Source organism: Sphingobacteriales bacterium (assembly GCA_016711285.1).
Classification (GTDB): Bacteria; Bacteroidota; Bacteroidia; order Chitinophagales; family UBA2359; genus JADJTG01.
On record JADJTG010000002.1, the window covers coordinates 646,860 to 671,468 of the forward strand.

General features: G+C 41.3%; 16 protein-coding genes. 8 read left to right on the forward strand and 8 right to left on the reverse strand.

Going from position 1 to position 24,609, the window contains the following annotated elements; genetic code table 11:
- Window positions 1-122 precede the first annotated feature (122 nt).
- The 5 genes from IPL35_03040 (at window position 123) to IPL35_03060 (ending at window position 5,835) form a co-directional block, all read left to right on the forward strand.
- Window positions 123-1,211, forward strand: coding sequence for a 1-acyl-sn-glycerol-3-phosphate acyltransferase (locus tag IPL35_03040; GenBank protein ID MBK8442437.1), 1,089 nt, complete (start codon window positions 123-125; stop codon window positions 1,209-1,211).
- 32 nt (window positions 1,212-1,243) lie between these two features.
- Window positions 1,244-1,423: a hypothetical protein gene (locus tag IPL35_03045; GenBank protein MBK8442438.1), complete on the forward strand. Its 180-nt coding sequence runs from the start codon at window positions 1,244-1,246 to the stop codon at window positions 1,421-1,423.
- Between the two features lie 73 nt (window positions 1,424-1,496).
- Window positions 1,497-2,051, forward strand: a complete 555-nt coding sequence (locus tag IPL35_03050) for a hypothetical protein (GenBank protein MBK8442439.1) — start codon at window positions 1,497-1,499, stop codon at window positions 2,049-2,051.
- Entirely contained in the window at window positions 1,939-2,847 is a 909-nt protein-coding gene (locus IPL35_03055) for an amino acid ABC transporter substrate-binding protein (GenBank protein ID MBK8442440.1), read from the forward strand. The genes IPL35_03050 and IPL35_03055 overlap by 113 nt, the downstream gene beginning before the upstream one ends.
- A 207-nt stretch (window positions 2,848-3,054) precedes the next feature.
- A complete protein-coding gene (locus tag IPL35_03060) occupies window positions 3,055-5,835 on the forward strand; it encodes a leucine--tRNA ligase (protein MBK8442441.1) in 2,781 nt (926 codons plus the stop codon).
- A gap of 768 nt (window positions 5,836-6,603) precedes the next feature.
- On the opposite strand, the gene IPL35_03065 is transcribed toward IPL35_03060, so the two are convergent.
- A complete protein-coding gene (locus tag IPL35_03065; GenBank protein MBK8442442.1) occupies window positions 6,604-8,070 on the reverse strand; it encodes an amino acid permease in 1,467 nt (488 codons plus the stop codon).
- A gap of 398 nt (window positions 8,071-8,468) precedes the next feature.
- Between IPL35_03065 and coaD the strand changes: the two genes are divergently transcribed.
- On the forward strand, window positions 8,469-8,945 hold the full coding sequence (gene coaD, locus IPL35_03070) for a pantetheine-phosphate adenylyltransferase (protein ID MBK8442443.1): 477 nt from the start codon (window positions 8,469-8,471) through the stop codon (window positions 8,943-8,945).
- 24 nt (window positions 8,946-8,969) lie between these two features.
- Here coaD and IPL35_03075 read toward each other — a convergent pair whose 3' ends face one another.
- The 3 genes from IPL35_03075 to IPL35_03085 all read right to left on the reverse strand — a co-directional run bounded on the left by IPL35_03075 (window position 8,970) and on the right by IPL35_03085 (window position 12,265).
- On the reverse strand, window positions 8,970-9,371 hold the full coding sequence (locus tag IPL35_03075; protein MBK8442444.1) for a hypothetical protein: 402 nt from the start codon (window positions 9,369-9,371) through the stop codon (window positions 8,970-8,972).
- A gap of 53 nt (window positions 9,372-9,424) precedes the next feature.
- Entirely contained in the window at window positions 9,425-10,660 is a 1,236-nt protein-coding gene (locus IPL35_03080; protein ID MBK8442445.1) for an ABC transporter permease, read from the reverse strand.
- Between the two features lie 96 nt (window positions 10,661-10,756).
- Window positions 10,757-12,265 (reverse strand): hypothetical protein, encoded by a 1,509-nt coding sequence (locus IPL35_03085; GenBank protein ID MBK8442446.1) that lies wholly within the window; start codon window positions 12,263-12,265, stop codon window positions 10,757-10,759.
- 275 nt (window positions 12,266-12,540) lie between these two features.
- On the opposite strand from IPL35_03085, the gene IPL35_03090 reads away from it, so the two are divergent.
- Both IPL35_03090 and feoB read left to right on the forward strand, forming a co-directional pair.
- Entirely contained in the window at window positions 12,541-12,780 is a 240-nt protein-coding gene (locus IPL35_03090; protein MBK8442447.1) for a FeoA domain-containing protein, read from the forward strand.
- Between the two features lie 33 nt (window positions 12,781-12,813).
- Window positions 12,814-14,949, forward strand: coding sequence for a ferrous iron transport protein B (gene feoB, locus IPL35_03095; GenBank protein MBK8442448.1), 2,136 nt, complete (start codon window positions 12,814-12,816; stop codon window positions 14,947-14,949).
- A gap of 31 nt (window positions 14,950-14,980) precedes the next feature.
- Here feoB and IPL35_03100 read toward each other — a convergent pair whose 3' ends face one another.
- From IPL35_03100 to IPL35_03115, 4 genes are all read right to left on the reverse strand, one after another.
- Window positions 14,981-17,992, reverse strand: a complete 3,012-nt coding sequence (locus IPL35_03100; protein ID MBK8442449.1) for a leucine-rich repeat domain-containing protein — start codon at window positions 17,990-17,992, stop codon at window positions 14,981-14,983.
- A gap of 160 nt (window positions 17,993-18,152) precedes the next feature.
- Window positions 18,153-19,517, reverse strand: a complete 1,365-nt coding sequence (locus tag IPL35_03105) for a T9SS type A sorting domain-containing protein (GenBank protein MBK8442450.1) — start codon at window positions 19,515-19,517, stop codon at window positions 18,153-18,155.
- A 123-nt stretch (window positions 19,518-19,640) separates the two neighbouring features.
- Window positions 19,641-20,765 carry a leucine-rich repeat domain-containing protein gene (locus tag IPL35_03110; protein ID MBK8442451.1) on the reverse strand — a complete coding sequence of 375 codons (1,125 nt, stop codon included), beginning with the start codon at window positions 20,763-20,765 and terminating at the stop codon, window positions 19,641-19,643.
- Window positions 20,766-20,925: 160 nt separating this feature from the next.
- Complete coding sequence (locus tag IPL35_03115; GenBank protein ID MBK8442452.1) at window positions 20,926-24,477, reverse strand: leucine-rich repeat domain-containing protein; 3,552 nt, start codon at window positions 24,475-24,477, stop codon at window positions 20,926-20,928.
- Window positions 24,478-24,609 lie beyond the last annotated feature (132 nt).

The window sequence follows — 24,609 nt, forward strand, 5'->3', positions numbered from 1 at the left end:
AAAATAAAACGAAGCCGCCAAATATATGCCACTGTTTTTCCTGTTTAATTTCTTTGACATATTAATATGTTGTTTTACAACTATATTTGTGCCTTCAATTTTAAAAAAAAAGCGTAGCACGCATGTATTATTTCCTGCGTTTTTTGGCGTGGATACACATCAGAATTTTGTTTAAAAAACTCTATGTAAGCGGTTTAGAGCATATTCCGAAAAACCGCCCTGTTTTGTTTGCCGCCAACCACCCGAATTCGTTTATTGATGCCGCTTTGGTGAATTTGTCGGTATTGCCACCACCCTACAGCCTCGCACGCGGCGATGTGTTTCAAAAACGCTGGCTGCCTTTGTTTCGTGTGCTGAAAATGCTGCCGGTGTATCGTATGGAGGAGGGGCGCGAACAATTGGGCAATAATCAGGCTACTTTTGAGGCGGTAGAGGATATTCTACACCAAAACGAGAGCGTACTCATTTTTAGCGAGGCGCGTTGTATTATGGAAAAGCGGCTGCGCCCTTTGCGCAAAGGAACAGCGCGTATAGCTTTTGCCGCCGAATCTGCCAAAAATTTTGAGCTGGGCTTGCAGGTAATTCCGGTATCTATCAACTACACTTATGGCAATCAAATACGCAGCGAAGCGATGGTGCATTTCGGAAAGAGTATTGCTGTTGCCGATTTTCGCGGCGATTTTGAGCAAAATATGGCGGTAGCCTTTCGCAAATTCAACCAGCAACTCAGCGAAGCACTCGCCGAAAACCTGATTATTATTGAGCAGCCCGACACCGAAATCCTCGTTGAAAGGCTGCTGCCGCTGCTCCGCAATGAGCTGCACATTTATGCCCTCCCTTGGTTGCAACATCAAAAAGCGCGACTGCTTGCCGAACAAAAACTGTGTAAAGGTATTTCCAATTTATACCTCAATAACCCCGTTGCATATCAGCAATTAAATACGCAAGCCGAGTTGTATTGGCAACAATTGGAACGCCTGCAAGTAAGCGATGAAGCCGTAAAAATGAAAGACAAAAGTTTGTGGATAGAAGGATTAATAGCACCTTTGGCAATACCCGCCGTCATAGGAGCAATGTTCAATGCGCCGCCTTTTTTGTTGGCAGATGCTTTAGCCAAACGGACATTTAAAAATGTAATAGAATACGAAAATTCGGTGCGTTTTGTAGGATTAACGCTTTTTATTCTATTTATTATGTCATTATCTTATTGATACTCAGTGCCAAAACAGGAATATTAAAAGCAGTGCTGCTGCTATTTATACTGGCAGCCTGCGGTTATATGTCATTGTATGTATTTCCCCAACTGATACTGTTGCGGCAGCGAGGCAAATTGCTGATAAAAAGCAATTTTGGAAATCCGGTAGAAATGAGCAATTTATCCAAATGGCGCGCCGAAATCATCAAAACTATAAAATCTTTGTAAAAATAGCTGCCCATAGACAGCACCCTGTTTATTACAACAAGTTTCATTAACTTGCAACAATAAAAGTGCCTGAATGATGCTGAAACAATATATTTATACAGCTTTGTTGCTGCTGTTGTGTGTAGAAAGTGGTTGCTTTTTGACACGCAAAACGCCCACCGACTATGAAGATGTAGTAATTGTGACAGAACCCGAAACACCGCCACCGCCGCCTGTTTCCGAAGAAAAACCCACCCCACCAGTAATAGTAGCTCCGCCCATCGGCAAAAAAGATACCGTAAAGACCGAACCTCAGAAACCAAGCGACTTCATACAACAAAAATCAGTGTATGATATAGCTTATTTATTGCCCTTCAATATAACGTATAATAATTTGGACAGTGCCAATGACTCTATCTATTCCAAATCTATTCTGGCTCTTGACTTTTGGCAGGGTACACAAATGGCATTAGAAGAAATACGCGATGCGGTGCAAAACTCAATATTACTTTGCTCGACAGCGAAAACACCCCGAAGTGGTGACAAATTTGTTCAACGCCGACAGTTCCCTGCAACGATACGATTTAATGATCGGTCCCGTTTATACCAAACAGTTGAATGTAGCGGCAGATTTTGCCCTCAAACATAAAGTGCCGATGGTATCTCCTTTGTCGCCGCGTGTGCAGGGCATTGTACAAAATCCTTATTTTTTCAACGCCAACCCCACCACCACTTCGCATTTCAAGGCAATGTACGATTATATTTCAAAGCACTGGACTACTTCCGACATTATCCTTATCACGAGCAACGCCGACCAAGATGCCAACGCCGCCAACGAATTATCTGTGATTTTCAATAATGCGGCAGTCAGTGAGCATCGCTATATCAATATCAAAAAAATAAATTCAGAAAGCCCCACTTTTAGCACCGATTTGCAAAATGCTTTGGCAGTGGGCAGAGAAAACATTGTAATAGCTGCTATTTTTGAGGAAAAACAAGCCAAAAGTATTTGCTCCAAATTATCCGGCAATTCGGTGATACTATGGACTATGCCCACTTGGGACAGTATGGAAAATTTGAATTTAGAAATATTGGAAAGCCTCAAAGTTTATCAAAGCACTTCATTTTTTTATGATGAAAGCAATCCCGAACAAGTCGCTTTCCGCACAGCTTATCGTCAGCGTTATCATATTTTTCCGAGCGAATATGCCTGCAAAGGCTACGATATGACCCATTATTTTGTGGATTTATTATTCAAAAAAGGAAAAAATATCAGCCAAAATCTGGCAAGTGCCAATAAAAAAGGCATTTTTTGCGATTATGATTTTGTACCTTCTTTATTGGGAGTTTCTAATAATTCGGTGATAGCAAAACCCGATTTTTATGAAAACAAATCGCTTAAAATCATCAAATTTGAAGGCTACGAATATATATTAGCCCCGTAGCGGATACCGCAAAATATTTTTTATAAGGCAGAGGCAAAAAGAAAAAAAGACGTATTGTTTTTTTTATAAAAATTTGATTTTAAATATTTTATAAAACATTATTTATTTAAAAACCTTCGCCTAATTGTTATTTTTAATTTTTATTCACTTTACAGCATTTTACTAAAAAACCCTGCAAGGCTCATTTTTTTACCGCTTTATTTTTTTATGGATATTCAATTTAATGAAATAGAACAACAGTGCCACGATTTTTGGGAAAACCATCATATTTATCGTGTGAACAACAACAGCAGCCGTCCTAAATTTTATATTTTGGATATGTTTCCTTATCCTTCAGGAGCAGGATTGCACGTGGGACACCCACTCGGCTACATCGCCACCGACATCTATGCCCGCTACAAACGTATGAAGGGTTTTAATGTATTGCACCCGATGGGCTTTGATGCTTTCGGCTTACCTGCCGAGCAGTACGCCATTCAAACAGGACAGCACCCCGCCGTTACAACGGCTCAAAATATTGCCACCTACAAAAAACAACTACAACTCATCGGGCTGAACTTCGACTGGGAAAGACAAGTAAATACGTCCGATCCTAATTTTTACCGTTGGACACAATGGATTTTTCTTCAGTTTTTTGACAGTTGGTACAACAAAAACAGCGACCGTGCCGAACCTATCGCTACTTTAATTGCAGCATTTGAACAAAACGGTAATAAAAATATCAAAGCGGCTTGCACCGATACTGCCTCTTTTGATGCCGCCCAATGGAAAGCAATGAGCGAAGAAGAACAGCAGCGCGTTTTACTCCATTATCGTTTGGCGTATTTGGGCGAAAGTGAGGTGTGGTGGTGCGAAGGGCTGAACAGCGTGCTTGCCAACGACGAAGTAAAAGACGGTTTTTCAGAGCGCGGCGGTTTTCCTGCCGAGCGCAGAAAAATGCGACAGTGGTTTTTGCGCATCACCGCCTACGCCGACCGGCTTCTGCAAGGGCTGAATGATATTGAATGGAGCGAATCTATCAAAGAGCAACAACGTCACTGGATAGGAAAATCGCAGGGAGCAGAGATTGATTTTTACCTCACCCTGCCCGCTCCTTCAGAGCAAAAAGTGCGTGTATTTACCACCCGCCCCGACACTATCTTCGGTGTAACATTTATGGTACTCGCTCCCGAACACGAACTCGTGAGCAGCATTACCACCGCCGAGCAGCGCAATGATGTGGAAGCATATATCGCATACGTAAAACGCCGCTCCGAGCGCGAGCGACAAGCCGAAAAGAAAATCAGCGGTGTATTTACGGGGGCTTATGTGACACACCCTTTCACAGACGAACCGATTCCGGTATGGATAAGCGAATATGTGCTGGCAGGATACGGAACGGGAGCAATTATGGCGGTACCCGCCGATGACGAGCGCGATTATAATTTTGCCAAGCATTTTAATTTGCCCATCGTTGATATTATTGACAAATCAAAATATCCCAATGCCACGATTGAAGACAAATTGGGGGTGATGATAAATTCGGATTTTTTGGACGGAATGGAAGTGCCTGCCGCCATAGAAGAGGTTATTCGGATAGTGGAAGAAGAGGGTATTGGCGAAGGGCGCATCAACTACCGCCTCCGCGATGCGGGTTTCAGCAGACAGCGTTTTTGGGGCGAGCCTTTTCCGATTGTATATCACTCCGAAGCTGCCGATGCACTCCCCTATCCTATTCCCGTCAGTGAGTTGCCTTTGGAGTTGCCTTCGGTTCAAAATTACTCCTCCAGCGGCGGCAAAGCTCCTTTGTATCATATCAAAGAATGGGCTTTTTTACCCAACGGCACTATCCGCGAAACCGACACAATGCCCGGCAATGCAGGCAGCAGTTGGTACTATTTGCGCTATATGGACGCACAAAACGACCAAACTTTTGCTTCGCCCGAAGCCCTCAACTATTGGCAGCAGGTGGACTTTTATGTAGGCGGTTCTGAACACGCTGTGGGGCATTTGCTGTATGCGCGTATGTGGCACAAATTCCTCTGCGACAAAGGCTATCTTCACACACAAGAGCCTTTCAAAAAATTGCTCAATCAGGGTATGATACAAGGGCGTTCCAATATGGTGTATCGCCTCAAAGACCAGCCCAATACTTTTGTATCGGCGGGTTTGCTGCATCAATACGAGTGCAGCGCGATGAATGTGTGGGTAAACTTAGTGGACAGAGATGATTATCTGGACCTCGTTGCTTTTAAACAATGGCGACCCGATTTAGCAAATGCGGAATTTATTTTGGAAAACGGCAAATATAAATGCGGTGTAGAAGTTGAAAAAATGTCGAAATCCAAATTCAACACCGTTTCGCCCGATGATATGATAGCGCAATACGGAGCAGATTGTTTTCGTATGTTTGAGATGTTTTTGGGTCCCATCGAACAACACAAACCCTGGGATACCAAAGGCATAGAGGGTGTATCTAAGTTTCTGCGCAAATTTGCCCGCCTTTTCGAGCGCAACGAGCAATGGAGCATCTCTGATGAAGCACCTACCCGCGAAGAACTGAAAATATTGCACCGCGCCATCAAAAAAATAAGCGAGGATATTGAGCGTTTTTCGCATAATACTTGTGTGAGTGCTTTTATGGTATGTGTGAATGATTTGGGGGCTTTGCAATGCAACAAAATTGCCATTTTAGAGCCTTTACTGCGTTTGCTTGCACCTTTTGCACCTTTTATTACCGAATATTTTTGGCAAAAATTAGACAAAACGGGCAGTATTCATCACGCTGCATTTCCCGAACTCGACGAACAATATTTGGTAGAAAGCGATTTTGAATATCCGATTATGATTAACGGCAAATTGCGCTCCAAAATAGTAATGCCTTTGGACTTGGACGAAACTGCTGCTCAAAATATCGTTCTCGCCGATGAAAAAGTACAACAATGGACAAACGGCGGCGTGAAGCGTTTTATTTTGGTAAAAGGGCGCATTGTGAATATTGTGGCTTGATGATATAAATAAAAAACCTAGCGATACGACTGTTTTTTTAAGGGTAAAAAGAAACAACACAACAACTTAAAAAGCGCGAAAGTGTAAAGCTATTTCAAGATTTGGCTATTTTTGCCTGTTTTGTACCTGATTGTTGGGTCGGAGGCATTTTTTGGGGTGGGGTGCGCTACTATAGCCAAAAGTAGGCAACTACAGGTAGCTATTTTTTTTCAAAAATTCCTTATTTATAAGGATAATATAAATAACTCGAACTATATACACATGTTATCTGAGGGGGTGGCAAAGAGGTAGGGGGGTACTTCGGAAGTATCCCTCCTACCTCAGAACTCGGTTAACTCTCCTCAGAAATCACTCCACTTAGTTTGAACCTTAATTCTGGGTATTATACCATTCAAATATCTATTTGGCATAGTTGTTTTACAGATTCAATTCCATTCAAAGTGGCTGATATTATTGCTAATATGAGCCATATCATTACAAAATGGAAGACTTTATACACTGTGTCATTTATATATTTATTTGGTATTATACTAAAATCAGATAAAATATGCGTATAAAACCGAAAATACGAGTCAAGGGAATGAAAAACAAAAAAACTGTCTATCTCTATCCTCTAATCGCAAAAATCAAGGTTCAGACAAATGAATCTCAATTTTGAGGGTTATTGAAGTAGTATAAATTTTGATTTTTTGATATTCGGATAAAAACCATCGTATCATTAGGCCTTGCTGTTAAAAATGAAAGTTATTTTTTAACACTAATAAAAAATTACAAACGCTCTTTATTCTGCAATTTGCTATGCTTGATGCTATATCCGAAATAAATGGTAAATCCAATCAAAAGCCATACAATCAAACGCAGCCAAGTGTCGCCGGGTAAAAAAACCATCATAAACAAGCAGGTGATAATGCCCAAAATCGGGGTGAGGGGCATTAGCGGCACTTTAAAAGCACGCGGCACATCGGGCTGTGTTTTGCGCAATACCATCACGCCTATACACACCAATATAAAAGCCAGCAAGGTGCCAATGCTCGTCATTTCGCCCACTACTCTGCCGGGCACAAAAGCTGCAAACAGGCTCACAAATACCAAAAACAACAAAGTGCTTTTGGCAGGTGTGCGAAAAGTAGGGTGTATCTCGCTGAATACTTTTGGCAACAAACCGTCTTTGCTCATACTGAAAAATACGCGCGTTTGTCCCAGCAGCATTACCAAAATTACTGAAGAATAGCCGCCCAAAATTGCAATAATGATGGCACGGTTGAGCCAAGGAAAATCCGGTATGATTTTGCCCGAAGTAGGGTCAAAGGTACCCATGTGGTCAATTGCTACCGCCACGGGTGCTATGCCGTCTTTTCCGGCAAATTCTTTGTAATTGGCAACCCCCGTCATCACAAATGCAAACAAAATATACAAAATAGTACATATCAACAAAGAACCCAAAATACCGATGGGCATATCTTTTTTGGGGTTTTTGGCTTCTTGTGCGGCTGTACTTACGGCATCAAAACCGATGTAGGCAAAAAACACAATTGCTGCTGCCCGTATGATGCCGCTAAAACCAAATTCGCCGAAGTTGCCCGTGTTTTCGGGAATATAGGGGTTATAGTTGGAATAATTGATGTAGCTCCAGCCCAATACAATAAAAATAATCACCACCGCCAATTTTACCATTACAATAAAACTATTGAATCTGGAACTTTCTTGTGTGCCTTTCATCAACATCAAGCTCATCGCTACCACAATAAATACTGCCGGCAAATTAATCATTCCGCCGTCCCAAGGACCCACCATCAGCGATTCGGGCAGGTGAATATCGAAACCTTCCATAAATTTTCCGAAATAACGACTCCAGCTGATACTGACCGTAGCCGCGCCCACTGCGTATTCCAGCACCAAATCCCAACCGATAATCCAGGCGATAAACTCGCCCATCGTGGCATACGAATAAGTGTAGGCACTCCCCGCAATAGGAATCATACTCGAAAATTCGGCGTAGCACAATCCGGCAAACAAGCAGCCCAAAGCTGCCACCACAAAAGAGATGGTAATAGCAGGTCCGGCGTTGGCGGCGGCAGCACCGCCTGTTATCGAAAACAAACCCGCCCCGATAATAGCACCGATGCCCAAAGCAATCAGCGCACCTGCTCCCAAGGTTTTTTTCAATCCCTTTTCGGAGTCGCCAGCTTCCTTCAATAAGTCGCCCAAAGGTTTTTTTATCCAAAGATTAGCCATAAAAAATTAATCTGTTAAAAAGTTAAAAATGTTTTAATCCAAGTAATGTGAACATTTAAAAAATATATTTTCGGTAATGATCTGCTACAAACTTATGTAAAAAATATTGTTAGGTTTGAATTTTTATACAAAACTTTTTTCTAAAAATGCTGTGGGCTAAGTTTTTTTTAAAATTTACGATAAAAAATGCCCCTGCTCATTACGAACAGAGGCACTTGGAAGTTTTTTAAAAATTTATTTTTTTTATTTATATAAAATTTATCCTTTGTTTATTTTTTGGGATATTTTAACAATCCGACATTGGTGCAGTTTTTTTTAATTATTTAAAAATCTAAGGTATCGCTACGAGTAAAAACATGTACTTTTACTGCATATTTTTGTATTTTATTTCATAAAAAATGAATACCGCTTATCCGAGAAGTGCTGTTTTTCCGGGTTCTTTTGACCCTTTTACGCTGGGACACTACGAAATTGTGCAACGCGCTCTGCCACTTTTCGACCGCTTGGTCATTGCTATTGGCAGCAACTCGCAGAAAAAAACGCTTTACAGCCTCGAAAAACGATTGGCGTTGATACAAAAATTGTTTAAAGATGAACCCAAAGTGAGTGTGGCGGCTTTTGGTGGACTGACGGCAGAATTTTGTCGGGAACAAAAAATTCCGTTTCTGCTGCGCGGCTTGCGCTCCTCCGCCGATTTTGATTACGAAAAAAGCATTGCCCAACTCAATCACGCCATCAACACCGAGGTAGATACCGTTTTTTTAATCAGTTCGCCGCATTTGTCGCATATCAGTTCTACTATTGTTCGCGAAATTATTATGAACAAAGGCGATGCTTCTGCTTTTGTTCCTGCTGCTATTCAGGCTGATCTGTAGAATTATTTTTTATTTTTTGCAATTTTAACGGATTATCACGCCTTTGCAGTTCATCAAAGGTAGGTCGCTGAAATTGTCTTCGACGATACTTTCGGCAACAAATACATATTTTTTGTCGTACATGTAGCCGTTTTGACGAAAACTTATCCAATATTCATTGCTCAAAGCGGTGGCTTCTTTTTCAAAGCTGTCTATTTTTACAAAAGTGCCACCCGCTACATTCTCTAACAACACGGTAAGTGTGGCGGTTTGCAAATTTTTGCCTTCTATTTCACCTACACCCCGCGCCCTGATAAGTACATTTTGCAAATCTTCTTCCTTGAGATTAAGAATATAGGTAGAAAACAACTCCAAATCATCGCTGTTATCGGGTACTACTGCTAATGCAATATCCTCTACTTTAAAAAATTTTACGTTTCTAATCATTATTTGCTATTCTATAATTTTTTCTTCTGAAATAAAATACTGCTTTTTGCTGTTTATTCATAACGCAATGACTCTATGGGGTCTAAGCGTGAGGCTTTTATAGCCGGATAAATGCCGGCAACTACGCCTACTACCAAACAGAAAAAAACACCCGCCGCTATCCAAGCCCAAGGCACTAAAAAGGGACCTTTTACCAAAGCTGATACCGCATTGCCCATAGCTATACCCAATATAATGCCTACAACGCCACCCAACTGACAAATTAAGATGGCTTCGCTCAAAAATTGTATGAGTATGGTGCGGTTTTTTGCTCCTATGGCTTTGCTTACGCCAATTTCGCGGGTGCGCTCGGCTACCGCCACCAACATGATATTCATCAATCCGATGCCTGCTCCTACTAATGTAATACCACCGATTACATAAGCTGCCAATACGATATTTTTGAGCTGGTCTATGAGAATACCCGACAGTTTGTCGCTAGTTTCAAATTCAAAATCATCGGGTACACTCAAAGGCAACCGCCGCACGGCTCGCATAATGGCGGTAGCTTCCGAAACGGCAGCGTCCACGTGATAGGCATCTTTGAGAGCCACACGAATATTGTAGTTGCGCGTGGGCGAAGGAAAATAATTTCGCGCCGCCTGCAAAGGAATATAGGCGGCATTGTCGCTGTTGAAAATACCACTACTGCCCTTGCTCGCCAGCACTCCTATAATTCTGAAACGCCTGCTACTCACAGAAATTTCGCGGTCAATGGCTTTTTCGGGTTTGTTGTTGAAAAGTTTATTGGCAATTTGTTCGCCTATCACAATGACCGTAGTACCGTTGCGCACTTCATTTTCCGAAAAAGCACGCCCCTGCGCAATATCTAATTTGCTTACTTCTAAATAATTTTCATCAATGCCCGTCACCATAATATTCGGGTTGGTGGCTTCTTCGTTGTAAGCGAGTTTAGCAGCAAAGGAGGCTTCGGTAGAAAGCGACACCGTTGCCGGAAAATGGTAGCGTTCTTTAAAAGCAAGGGCTTCTTCATAGCTGATAGGGGCGGAGGGTTTTTGCCGCTTACCGCCGCCGATACGAATTCCTGTGCCTTTTTGGATAATTTCAAAAGAATTTGCCCCCAAACTCGCAAAATTGGAACTGATAGATGATTTAATACCATCAATCGCTGTAAGAATACCAATGAGTGCCATAATGCCAATGGCAATAATGGAGAGCGTCAAGGAAGAACGCAACAAATTGCTTCGCACCGACTCAAAAGCCAGCTTAAAAATATCCTGAAACCTCATGCTACTTTTGACAATGAAAAAATGTTGTTTTTTTCTTCAAAAAACTAACAATAATAAAGAGCGAATGGTTGCAAAATGTTTGTTGCCGCTTTATTTTCAGGTTTGCGGTGGCGGATTATCGGCAGGCGGTGTTTTAGTATTGTTGGCATCGTTATTATGAGGCGGACGCTGTTTTTGATGATTTTTATGCGGCGGCTGTTGAGGTCGCTGCTGCTGTTGCTGTGGGCGTTTTTGCCCATCTTTTGCTGCCTCGTTATTGTTATTGTTGGGTCTGTGTTGCCGATTTGGGTTGTTATTATTGTTGTTTTGGTTGTGCTGCTGCTGTTGTTGAGACGGTTTTGTATTCGGGTTATTGTTGTTATCCGGCTGCTGCTGCTTTGGTGGTGGCGGCATTTTAGGTGCGGCGGCTGTAGAGTCGGCAGATAAAGGCGGTTGCTGTTTTTGACGCTCTTTTTTGGCTTTGCGTTTGGCACGTTTGTCACTTTTATCCAAAGAGCGCAAACTTGCCTGCCCTACCACATCGGCGAAATCTACTTTTTCTTTGCTCAGTGCAGCTTCTGCTTTGAGATTTTTATTATTTTCGTCAAATAATTGTTCGGGAATAATACCTCGTATATTGAGATTTTTGATATAAGAAGCGTGTTCTACGGTCAGTTCTACAAAAGGCTCATCGGCATAAAAATACCACATTTTTCGTTTAAAAATATCCGTTTTCATCAAGCGAGCATCGCCCTTTTGTGTGCGCAAAATTTCGGCATCTTTCGGAAAATCTTTCAATGCGTCCATATAGGTATCCAGCTCATAATTCAAACAGCATTTGAGCCTGCCGCATTGTCCCGACAATTTTATTTGGTTGATGGATAAATTTTGATAGCGGGCGGCGTTGGTAGAAACGGTTTTGAAATCCGTAATCCACGAAGAGCAGCACAACTCGCGCCCGCAAGTGCCAATGCCGCCGATGCGCGAAGCCTCCTGCCGCGCTCCTATTTGGCGCATTTCTATTTTTACTTTAAAATCGCGGGCAAATAATTTGATGAGTTCGCGGAAATCCACCCGCGTATCGGCAGTATAGTAAAATGTGGCTTTGCGCCCGTCGCCCTGAAATTCCACATCTCCGATTTTCATTTCCAAACCCAAATCGCGGGCAATAACACGCGCCAACAACATCGTTTCGCTTTCGCGCTGCTGGGTTTCTTCCCAAATAGCAAGGTCGCGCTCGTTGGCAATGCGCAACAAACGCAGCACTTCGTCAGAATTTTCCTGAATGCCCCGCTTGCGCAGTTGCAAACGCACCAACTCGCCGCTTAAACTGATGATGCCCACATCGTAGCCGGTGGGTGTTTCTACTACTACGGTGTCGCCCGTAATGCAGTTCAGATGATATACATTGCGATAATAGGCTTTGCGCGAGCCTTTTTTAAAAGAAACCTCTACAATATTAAACGCATCGCGCTCGGCACTGTAAGTAATACCCGACAACCAATCATATACATTGCGCTTGTTGCACGAACCGGTGCTGCACGAAGTACCACACGAAGAGGCTGTACCCGTATCTGCTGCATTTACCGATATGTTTTCTTTATATTCAATATCAAATACTTTCATAAAACCTTTATATTCAATCAAAATGCCTCCGCTCTTAAAAAAGCCGCTTACATCCTGAATTTCAAAGAAAATTTATACTATCATACAAAAATCACGCCGCTTGGCGCGCTCAAAGTTACACCAATTTTATTTTTTTAAATTTATTCTTCTGTTTTAAACTCTTGTATATCTCATACAAGAACATCTTTTTATGTATAACTTTGCGATGAATTATATGAATTTACAGCAAAAGTAGTAATTTTGTTGTTTAAATTTAGTCTAAATAAAAAAACATAATGATCAGCACATCTATTCTTGTGCGTTATGCCCATCATTTAGCGGTGGGCGAAAGCAGCCGTATATGCGCTTTACAGCAAAATAATATGTCTTTGGTGCTGATGCAAAGGGGGTGTGTACCCGGAGCTCCCATCTGTATGGTACGCCGCTCCTTGCGAGGGCATACTTTGTATATAAAAGTAGGCTCACAAGCCTTAGCCTTGCGTGCCGAAGAAGCCGCTTTGATTGTGATAGAATAAAAAAAATTTTGCTTCGTTGTTATCAGCTGATTTATGCACCCCGATTCCTCGTCTTCTGCTCATTGGTTGGCAATTGCCGGCAACCCCAACTCCGGCAAAACTTCACTCTTTAATAAACTTACAGGGCTTAGTCAAAAAGTAGGTAACTATCCGGGTGTGACGGTAGAAAAAACTAGCGGACACCTGCACTTGGAAGAAGGAAAAACTTGGAAAATTGTCGATATTCCGGGCGCATACAGCCTCCACGCTACTTCGCCCGATGAACGCCTCGTGCTCCAATTGCTTTTAGACGAACAGCACCCGACCTATCCCGAACTGATTGTATATGTTGCCGATATTAATCATTTAGAAAGGCATTTGTTGTTGTTTTCTCAAATTTATGATTTGGGATTGCCCTTGGTATTGTGCCTCACAATGGGAGATTTGGCTGATGATGCTCAGGGTATCGCTGCACAACAACAAAAATTGTCGCAGATGTTTCAAATTCCCGTATTTGTTGTCAATGGGCGCAGTGGCGAGGGTTTGGCGGCATTGAAAGCATTTTTACAAGATTATACACCAGCCGCCACGTCCGTTTTTTCTAAAAAAACAACTTTTTGGCAACAGATTCCGCCTTTGGCGCATACAGCACAGCAGTTGCTTCAAGCTCCCAATGACTATCATGCGTGGTTGGAGTTGCACCACCGCACCGAATTGCCTTTTTTGCCGCCTACCCAACAAAAACAACTGCAAACTCTGTGCGAACAAGAGCATTTTGACAGTTTAGATTGGCAGGTGCAGGAAACTATGCAGCGTTTTGATAAAATAGAGCGCGTAGTGCAAAAAACAGCGACAAAAAAAAATATACTTACTTGGAGCGATAGAGCAGATGCCGTTCTTACACACCCCGTTGCGGGTATTTTGATATTTTTAGGTGTATTATTTTTGATATTTCAGGCGATTTTCAGTTGGGCGCAATATCCGATGGACTGGATAGAGGGGAGTTTTGAATGGATTAATCAAACCATAAAAAACAAAATACCTGCACATTGGCTGCGCGATTTACTGACAGACGGTATTTTGTCGGGTTTGAGCGGTATTTTGGTATTTGTGCCGCAAATTGCGCTCTTGTTTGCTTTTTTGTCTTTACTCGAAGAAATCGGTTATATGGCGCGGGCGGTGTATTTATCCGACTATTTTATGCGCCGCTTCGGAATGAACGGACGCAGTATTGTAGCTTTGATGTCGGGTATGGCTTGCGCTGTGCCCGCTATTATGAGTACACGCACCATCTCCAATAGCAAAGAGCGACTGATTACCATTTTGGTCACACCTTTTATCAGTTGTTCGGCGCGTATTCCTGTATATACGATGCTCATTGCACTCATTATTCCGGCAGAGCAAAAATGGGCAGGTTTTAATGTGCAGGGAATGGTGATGTTCGGGCTTTATTTTTTGGGTGTTGTAGCGGCTCTATTTGCTTCGTGGGTGCTGAAAAAAATTGTAAAAAGCCGCGATTTTAGTTATTTAGCCCTTGAATTGCCCACCTATCGCCTGCCGCAAATCGGCAACGTGTTGATTAATGTGTTTAATAAGGTAAAAATATTTGTGTGGGAAGCGGGAAAAATCATTTTGGTCATTTCGGTGATCTTGTGGGTGGGTACAGCTTATGGTCCCGGCAACCGTATGCAGGAAGCCGCCGCCGAAGCCGAACAAATCTGGAATGCCTCTTCTGAATTAAAAGAAAAAGTAGATAAAGAAGTGTATATCAGCTCCAAATCTTTGGAAGCGTCTTATATCGGGCATTTGGGCAAATGGATAGAGCCTGCCATACAGCCTTTGGGCTTCGACTGGAAAATCGGCATTGCTCTACTCACCTCCTTTGCGGCAAGAGAAGTATTTGTGGGTACGATGGCAACTATTTACAGCGTGAACTACGAAGACGATGACACCCTCCAACTGCGGCAACGACTGCAAAATGAGAAAAACCCACAAAGCGGAGAGCCGTTTTTTACGATACCGGTTTGTATGTCGTTGTTGGTTTTTTATGTATTTGCACTGCAATGTATGAGCACAATAGCCGTAGTGTATCGCGAAACACGCAGTATTTTTTACCCTTTGGCACAGTTTGTTTTTATGAGCCTTGTCGCCTATATTTCTGCCTGGATAGCTTATCAATATTTCTCTTAAAAAAAGCGTACAGACTGCCGCAGTCGGCGGTTTATTGTTTTATAAAATTTTGCTCGATTGCTTTGTTCTGTATTTTTACTTTTATGGTGTAAATTCCACTCGCCAAATTCCGCACATCTATCTGATGAGCAACACCTTTTTGCGCCAAGCGTAAGCGTCCCGCCGCATCGTAAATTTCTACGCTTTCTATTATCTCGCTGCTGTTGAGTGTGATGAAATCGCCGGCGGGGTTGGGTGAAATAAAAATGTGTGTATCTGCCGCATCGCCGCCTATCACCAACATCTGCGAAAAATCATCTGTGCCATCTCTGTTTTGCTGCCGCAAACGATAGTAATTCAAGCCCGACAAAGGCTGCGCATCGCTGAAAGTGTAGCTATGCGCCTTGCCCGCCGCCGCCACTTTCCCAATCACCGACCAACTCCCACCGTCTGCGCTGCGCTGTACCTCAAAAAAATCACTCGCATACTCCGCCGCCGTCGCCCACTCCAAAATATTTGCCGCCACTGCACGCTTGCCTCTGAAATATAACCAATCCACCGACAAAGGTGACAGTTCTATCACGGCAGTTTCGGTCGTATTCGTTACAATCGGAAAATTGTAATCAAAATAAATTTCGGCAGTGTTTTTGAGTTGGCTGCCTATTGCCACACTGTCGGCGGCTTTGATTTTGAACGCCACAAAACCGTGACTTTCCGGCTCGTTGGTGGTGCTGTCCGGCAGGTTGATGTTCTCAAAAAATACTTCCAAGATGCGGTTTTCCAAGCGGAGGCGATAATCGTGGCTCGCCGCCACCATCTGGAAAGTAGAAATATCCAAATTATCCGCCAACTCATCTTTCACCACCACCTGTATTGCCTCCGCACTGCCTGTATTTTGAAAACGAATGACGTAATGCAGGTAATCGTCTATATTTTTTACATCAATTTGAGAACCTTGCAAGCAAGTTTTGTCGTTGGGGTCGTAAGAATCGACGACTGTTTGATTAAATGTAGAATTATTGTCGTTGGGGGTTTCGTCTGTTTGTGGATAATCGCTGTATGCCAGAAAATTCAAAACATCTCCGATGTTCAGAGGCGGTGTTTCTTGCGGCGAATTGAGGTTGAGTGTGAGGTTAATACTGCGGCTTTCAAAGGGCTGTAAGTTGGCGAAACTCCAAGTGAGGAGGCTGTCGCTTTGGGCGGCAAGTGTGGGCGAAGCTGACACAAAATCCAATACGCTGTCGTCAAATTGAAGGTAAATACTACCGCTTTCTTTTTGGTTGCCTTTGTTTCTACAGATAATTTTATACTTTGCATCAAAATCCGGGCGGGCAGAATTTAGCGGATGGAACGTAATTTCCAAATCGTGGTGCGTGCCGTTGGCGGTGATGCAGAAATTTTGGGTAGTGATGAGGTTGTTGGTAGTATCAAAACTTAGCACCGCCGAAGGTGTGATGAAATAGGGATTTTCAAAAACAGGCTGTAAAGTATAAGTACCCGTATTACAATATAACTCATAATTTCCTAAATTATCACAAACTGCATAACCGCTTTCCTCTCCACTATCATTTTTTATAAGTTGATGAGCAAACAGAACATCATTTTCATCACAGCCATTATTATCTGTATCCAAAATAATATTACCCGAGATGGTATTATAAATACCACCCGGCTCAAAATAGCAATAGGTATTTACTTGGCAGTTACTTGTTAAATCGTGATAAATACCATACTTTTTGTAGCCCCAATAATCATATTCAACACTATCTCCTTCTTCTAGTTCAAAAGCATCACAACAGATATAGGACAGGTTGGGATTATTAGAAAAATTTAATTCTTGCTCTATCCACGCACAACCAATCCAATCGTCCCACTGTTCCATATTTCTTTGGTCTGAACCATTCTTTATAAACAAACTCGTAAGTTGATTATGAGAACAATCCAAACCTTGCAAATTGACCAAATTAGATGCATCTAAACTCGTTAATTGATTAGAATAACAAGATAATTCTTGTAAATTGATTAAATCAGCTACCTCTAAACTCGTCAGTTGATTATCACCACAATCTAAATACTGTAAATTGATTAAATCAGCAATATTTAAACTCGTCAGTTGATTGTAAGAGCAATCTACATCTTGCAAATTGATTAAATCAGCAATATTTAAACTCGTCAGTTGATTGTAAGAGCAATCTACATCTTGCAAATTGGGAAAATCATTCAATGCCAAACTCGTCAGTTGATTAGAAAGACAATTTAAACTTTGCAAATTGATTAAATTAGAAATATTTAAATTCGTCAGTTCATTGTAAGAGCAATTTACATCTTGCAAATTGGGAAAATCATTCAATGCCAAGCTCGTGAATTGATTATTACTACAATCTAAACTTTGCAAATTGATTAAATCAGCAATATTTAAACTCGTCAGTTCATTGTGAGAGCAATCTATATCTTGCAAATTGGGAAAATCATTCAATGCCAAACTCGTGAATTGATTTTGATAACAATGTAAACTTTGCAAATTGGGCAAGTTTGCTACTTCTAAACTTGTAAGTTGATTAGAAGAACAAGCTAATTTTTGTAAATTAGGTAAATTAGCTAATGTTAAACTTGTTAATTGATTACTCCAACACCATAAACTTTGCAAATTGGGTAAATCAGATACCACCAAACTCGTCAGTTGGTTAGAAGAGCACCTTAAATATTCTAAATTAACTAAATCAGATACGTCTAAACTCGTCAGTTGATTATAACCACAATCTAAATGTTGTAAATTGAGCAAATCAGATACGTCTAAAATCGTTAGTTCATTTCCTAAACAATTCAAATGTTGTAAATTTAAAAAAGCCTCAATACCCATTAAATCTGTAATATTCTTATTAAATAAATACAAAGAATCCGTTGCCTCGGCTTCTGCCACTTGTATTTCGTTATCGCTGTTGGTGTCAATGGCGGGGTTGTGGCTCAAAAGGGCGTTTTTGAAATTTGGGTCGGGGATATTCACAATTTGGGCGGTGGCAAAATGCGTGTAGCAGATCGCCAAAAAAATAAAAATTGTTCTCATAGTTCTGTCAATTTTGTTTTTTTATGTTAAAAAAGGTAAACACACCTTGCTATATTGCAAGCGCATTACAAATATATCTTATTTTTTTAAAACTTATATATTACGGCTTTTATTTTTACGCAATTCTATCGCCAAAAAAATAAAAATCGTTCTCATAGTTTTAGCGTTTTGTAAAATGATGAATATAATTTCTTCCTTGAATTTGTGCTTTTATAAAATAACTGCCACTCGCCAAATGCCGCACATCTACTTGATTATCAATGCCTTTTTGCACTAAACGTAACCGTCCCGCCGCATCGTAAATCTCTACGCTCTCTATTATCTTGCTGCTGTTGAGCGTGATGAAATCGCTGGCGGGGTTGGGCGAAATTTGGAATAAGTCAGGGGCGTTGATGGCTTCAAAACCGATAATTTCGGGTTGGTCTTCTATCACGGCGGTTTCGGTCGTATTCGTTACAATCGGGAAATTGTAGTCAAAATAAATTTCGGCGGTGTTTTTGAGTTGGCTGCCTATTGTCACACTGTCGGCGGCTTTGATTTTGAACGCCACAAATCCGTGACTTTCCGGCTCGTTGGCGGTACTGTCGGGCAAGTTGATGTTCTCAAAAAATACTTCCAAGGTGCGGTTTTCCAAGCGCAAGCGATAATCGTGGCTCGCCGCCACCATTTGAAAAGTGGAAATATCCAAATTATCCGCCAACTCATCTTTCACCACTACTTGAATGGCTTCGGCACTGCCCGTATTCTGAAAACGAATGACGTAATGCAGGTAATCGTCTATGTTTTTTACCTCAATTTGAGAGCCTTGCAAGCAGGTTTTGTCATTAGGGTCAAAGGAATTGACGACAGTTTGGCGCAAAGCGGAACTGTTGTCTTCGGGTGTTTCGTCTGTTTGCGGATAATTGATGTATGCCAGAAAAGTAATTTCATCGCCGCCATTCAGCGCAGGGATTTCCTGAGGAGAATTGAGGTTGAGTGTGAGGTTAATACTGCGGCTTTCAAAAGGCTGCAAATCGGCGAAACTCCAAGTGAGGAGGCTGTCGCTTTGGGCTACCACGGTGGGCGAAGCTGACACAAAATTCACTACGCTGTCGTCAAATTGGAGGTAAATACTACCATTTTCGGTTTGTGTGCCTTTGTTTTTGTAGGTGATTTGATAGTTGGCATCAAAACCCGGGCGGGCAGCACCCAAAGTAGGAATAAGCGTAATTTCCAAATCGTGGTGCGTGCCGTTGGCGGTGATGCAGAAATTTTGGGTGGTGATAATACTGTTTATTGTATCAAAACTTATAACTGCTGAGGGTGTGATGAAATAAGGATTTTCAAAGAAGGGCTGCAAAGTATAAGTATCCTTACCACAATATAATTCATAGCTTCCCAAATTATCAGAAGTAATATAACCGCTTTCTTCACTATCTTCAATTTGTATAATTTGATAATTCAAAGGCGCATCATTTTCATCGCAACCATTGTTATTTGTATCTAAAACAATATTACCCGAAATAGTATTGTAATTACCACCCAATTCAAAAGAGCAATAAGTATTAATTTGGCAGTTGCTTAAGCCATTTTGTATTGCTATATTTTTTACACTTGCTAATTGACTTGCATCGCAGCAGATATAGGCGAGATTGGGGTTATCATAAAATTATAACTCACCTTCATTTCTGCCATTTTTTATCAATAAGCTGCTCAGTTGATTACCATTACACGATAAATTTTGCAAATTGCTTAAAGCAGAAACGTCTAAACTTGTCAGGTCATTCCAAGTACAATCTAAATGTTGCAAATTGGTTAAACCAGATACATCTAAACTTGTCAGGTCATTCCAAGTACAATCTAAATGTTGCAAATTGGTTAAACCAGATACATCTAAACTTGTCAGGTCATTCCAAGTACAATCTAAATGTTGCAAATTGGTTAAACCAGATACATCTAAACTTGTCATTTGATTATATGCGCACCATAAAGTTTGCAAATTGACTAAATTAGACACATCTAAACTCGTCAGGCCATTATGATAACAAGATAAATGTTGCAAATTGGGTAAATCAGCTACCTCTAAACTCGTCAGGTCATTATAATCACAGTCTAATTTTTTCAAATTGGGTAAATCAGCTACCTCTAAACTACTCAGTTGATTAAAAGAACAAAATAAATATTGCAAATTGGGTAAATTAGATACCTCTAAACTACTCAGTTGATTAGAAGAACAAAATAAATGTTGCAAATTGACTAAATTAGATACCTCTAAACTACTCAGTTGATTACCCCAACAAGATAATTCTTGTAAATTGATTAAATCAGATACATCTAAACTCGTCAGTTCATTACCCCAACAAGATAATTCTTGTAAATTGATTAAATCAGATACATCTAAACTCGTCAGTTCATTAGAATAACAAGATAAATGTTGCAAATTGGGCAAATTGGATAACTCTAAATTATTCAGTTGATTAGAAGAACAATCTAAATATTGCAAATTGATTAAATTGGAAACATCCAAACTACTCAGTTGATTATAATAACAACCTAATTTTTGCAAATTCACAAAAGCCTCAATACCTGTTAAATTTGAAATACTTTTATTGTATAAATACAAAGAATCTACCGCCTCCGCCTCTGCCACCTGTATTTCGTTGTCGTTGTTGGTGTCAATAACGGGGTAGTGGTTCAAAAGGGCGTTTTTGAAATCTGGGTCGGGGATATTCACAATTTGGGCGGTGGCAAAATGGGTGTAGCAGATCGCCAAAAAAATAAAAATCGTTCTCATAGTTCTGTCAATTTTGTCTTTTATGTAAAAAAAGGTAAACACACCTTGCTATATTGCAAGCGCATATACAAATATATCTTATTTTTTTAAAACTTATATATTACGGCTTTTATTTTTACGCAATTCTATCGCCAAAAAAATAAAAATCGTTCTCATAGTTTTAGTGTTTTGTGAAGTGATGGATATAGTTTTTTCCTTGAATTTGTGCTTTTACAAAATAACTTCCACTCGCCAAGTGCCGCACATCTATCTGATTACCAATGCCTTTTTGTGCTAAACGTAAGCGACCCGCCGTATCGTAAATTTCTACGCTTTCTATTGTTTCACTGCTGTTGAGCGTGATGAAATCGCTGGCGGGATTGGGCGAAATTTGGAATAAATCAGGGGCGTTGATGGCTTCAAAACCGATAACATCTTTAGGAGCTTTTACTCGGTCGGCTAAGGTATGGTATAGGTTGTTGGTGATGACCGGTTCGTTGTAATCAAAATAAATAGCAGCTTCGTTGTTTATCACATTGCCCCACATATTGCTGCTTTGCTGAGCAATCCTAAAATTCACATATCCCTGACTCGCTGCTTCGTTTTCGCTGAGAGGCGGCAAATTGATATTATCAAAAGTAAATACCAATATATTGTTGTCTTCTATTTGCAAAGTATAAGCGTGACTCGCCGCCCCGCGCTGTAAAGTACTGATGTCCAAATGCGCAATATCCAAAGTATCTCGTATCACTACCTTCAAAGCGGGGGCAGTGCCGGTATTCTGAAAACGAATATGATACCTCAAATCATCGTTGGGCAGTATATCGTAATGTTCACCAATACCTTTGGGTGCGGCACTTTTATCGTTGGGGTCAAAAGAATCCACCAATTCGTAACATTCGGTTTCTACAAAAGGGCGCGTATCTTCTTCCGATTGTGTGAGTACATATCCCAGCGAAGGCAAAACAGCAGCGTTAGCAACTATGCAATTTTCAAGAACAATCTGCGGGTTGTCGTATTCAAAAGGGTGTCCGGGGCGTTGGAGCAGCACCGCCCGCAGCGTTTTTCCTGCCGAAATGGTATCATTCCATTCCCATTCGCCGCCGCTATCCAAAGGATTTACCACCAGAATCCCCGTTGCCAAAATATCGTCTTCATAAATGGCGATAGTGGTGGTATCTTCCATCGCTGCTTCTCCTATATTGTTGATTTTTAGTGTAAAAGTACTATCTGCACAGTCGCCTGTAATGCGCAAATCGGAGCCGTCCCAGTCGGAGCTTCCCTGCAAGGGACATACATTTTCGCATATAACTTCGGCGGTTGCACAAGCGGTAGCACCCGTGAGTTGCGAATTGCACTGAACTAAGGTATTAATATCAAAAACGGTGCTTTCGCCCACCTGCAATGTCGGCACATAAAAAGTATAAACATTATAAGCAGGCACCGGAACAATAGATTCCTGTGCAGAGCCGCCCTGAACATAAGGCACACTCGCCGACAATACTTCTATCTGAGAAGAAAAAGATACTATGATTTGTGTGTTGCCCATCGCTTCCGTACCCTGATTGATGTATTGTACTTGATAAGTGGCAGGCACACAGTTTCGCAATAGCGGTGTTGATATATCAATCACCGGATAAGCGCAGGTATCTACTGCCTGCATACCAAAATTGACATTATCTATATTTTGGTCGTAATTTTCTATATCTACTACAAAAGGATTGTTGCAAGTGGCAGTCCAGTGGGCATTGAAAGGCAACAAACGCACTTGCACCGTACCCGTATCTGCTCCTAATTCGTAGTAGCCGGCGGCATCGGTGAGCGTATAAGAAGCCCCTTCGTTGAAAGTGAGCATCGCATACGAAAGCGGCATTTCTCCGGCATCATAAATACAGTTTTTGTTTTCGTCAAAATATACTGTTCCGCTGATGCGGCTGCTGTTGATACAGCTATGGTCAAAAATCTCCAAATTCGGACAGCCGCTCAAAGGCGGAAGGGGGGCTTCTAACTGATTGCCCGGACACACCAATAATTCGTACAACTGCGGCAGATTATCAAAATCGGGTATCAAACCGCTAAGTTGGTTTTCCTGCAAATGCAATGCCGTTAAATAGGGCATATCCGAAAACATCGGTATCGTGCCGCTCAACTGATTATTGTTCAAACGCAAATAATACAGATATGTCAAATGCGTATAATCGGGAATATTGCCACTGAACTGGTTGCCGTCTAAGCGGATTTCGTTTAAATAAAGGCTGTTTTCAAAAAGCGGTAAAGAGCCGCTTACTTCGTTGTGGTCAATCAGAAAACGCTCCAATTTAGGCAAATTCAATTCGGGCAAAGTGCCGCTCAAATGATTATAAGCCAAGTTAATTTCTTTTACAAAACATTGGTCTGAGGTGAGCGTAATACCGGGCCACTCAATTATCGCCGCTGCTGTGAGCCATTTGTCGGCATTGAACCACGCAGTGCCGTTGGTGCTGTTGTACAAATCCACCAATGCCAGCGAGTCGCTTTCTATCACTTTTTCGCAGGGCGCAAAACACGACATGTCCACTTCGTATATGTTCAAAAGCGGACAGGCAGCAAAAGACGGCAAAGGGGCTGAAAAATCATTGGGGCACACTTGCAATGCTTTCAGCAAAGGCGTGGCAGTGAAGGAAGGAAAAATGCCCGAAAGTTGGTTATTGTGTACATGCAGCGCATAGAGCAAGGGCATATTGCTGAAGTTCGGTACACTGCCGCTTAAACTATTGTCATTGAATAAGCACAAATTAACTTTTGACAAATTTGAAAAATCGGGAATAGTGCCGCTTAAATTATTATGGCACAAATCCAGCTCTTCAAGCAGGGGCATACCGAAAAAGTCGGGAATGTCGCCACTCAATAAATTACCGGCAACACGAAAAATACGCATTTGCGGCATACCGGAAAAGTCGGGAATGTCGCCACTCAAAAAGTTATCCATCAGGCGGAGTTGCTCCAAATTGGGCAAAGCCGAAAAATCAGGAATGGTATCTTGCAGATAATTGTGTGAAAGATCGAGTTGTTCCAGATTGGGCAAAGTCGAAAAATCAGGAACAGAACCTTCCAAATTGTTGTAGCTCAGATTCAATTGCTCCAAATTGGGCAAAGCCGAAAAATCGGGAATACTATCATTTAGATTATTTTCGTGAAGATATAATATTTTCAGTGCCGCCAAATCCTGAAAATCCGGCACGTCACCGCTTAATTGATTATTATAAAGCTGGCAATTTTTTAGTTGCGTCAGTCCTTCAAAAGCAGGTATAGTACCACTCAGTTCATTATTTTGCAAACTCAAATATTCCAGATTTTGCATAGCGGTACAAGTGGGCAAAGCACCGCTTAGGTCGTTATTTTGCAGGTTCAATATTTTTAAATAAGGCAAATTGAGTTCAGGTATATAACCGTTCAAATTATTATTGCCCAAATTCAAAGCCACCACACGGCACTCGCCCTCCGGCAAGTCCACCATCACACCATACCAAGTACCCAAAGGTGCGGAGGTGTTCCAGTTTTGATGATTGACCCAATTATCGCCATCGGTGGCGTTGTACAATTTTATCAACTCCAAAGAATCCGCCGTATTTGTAACGGTACAAAGCTGTGCCGCCGCAGGTATGGCACGCAACAACAGCCCTATACAAAGGATAATATATGATGAATAAAAGCCCCAAGTGCCATGACGCAGTGAGAATAAGTGTGACTTCATTAGATAAAAAAATGGTTTTATTTGGACATCTGATGTCTTTTATTTTATTTATAAAACAAAGACTCAAATTCGATAAAATACAACTATCTTCAATGTACAAAAATATAAGGGTATTTTTTGAAAATAAAAATC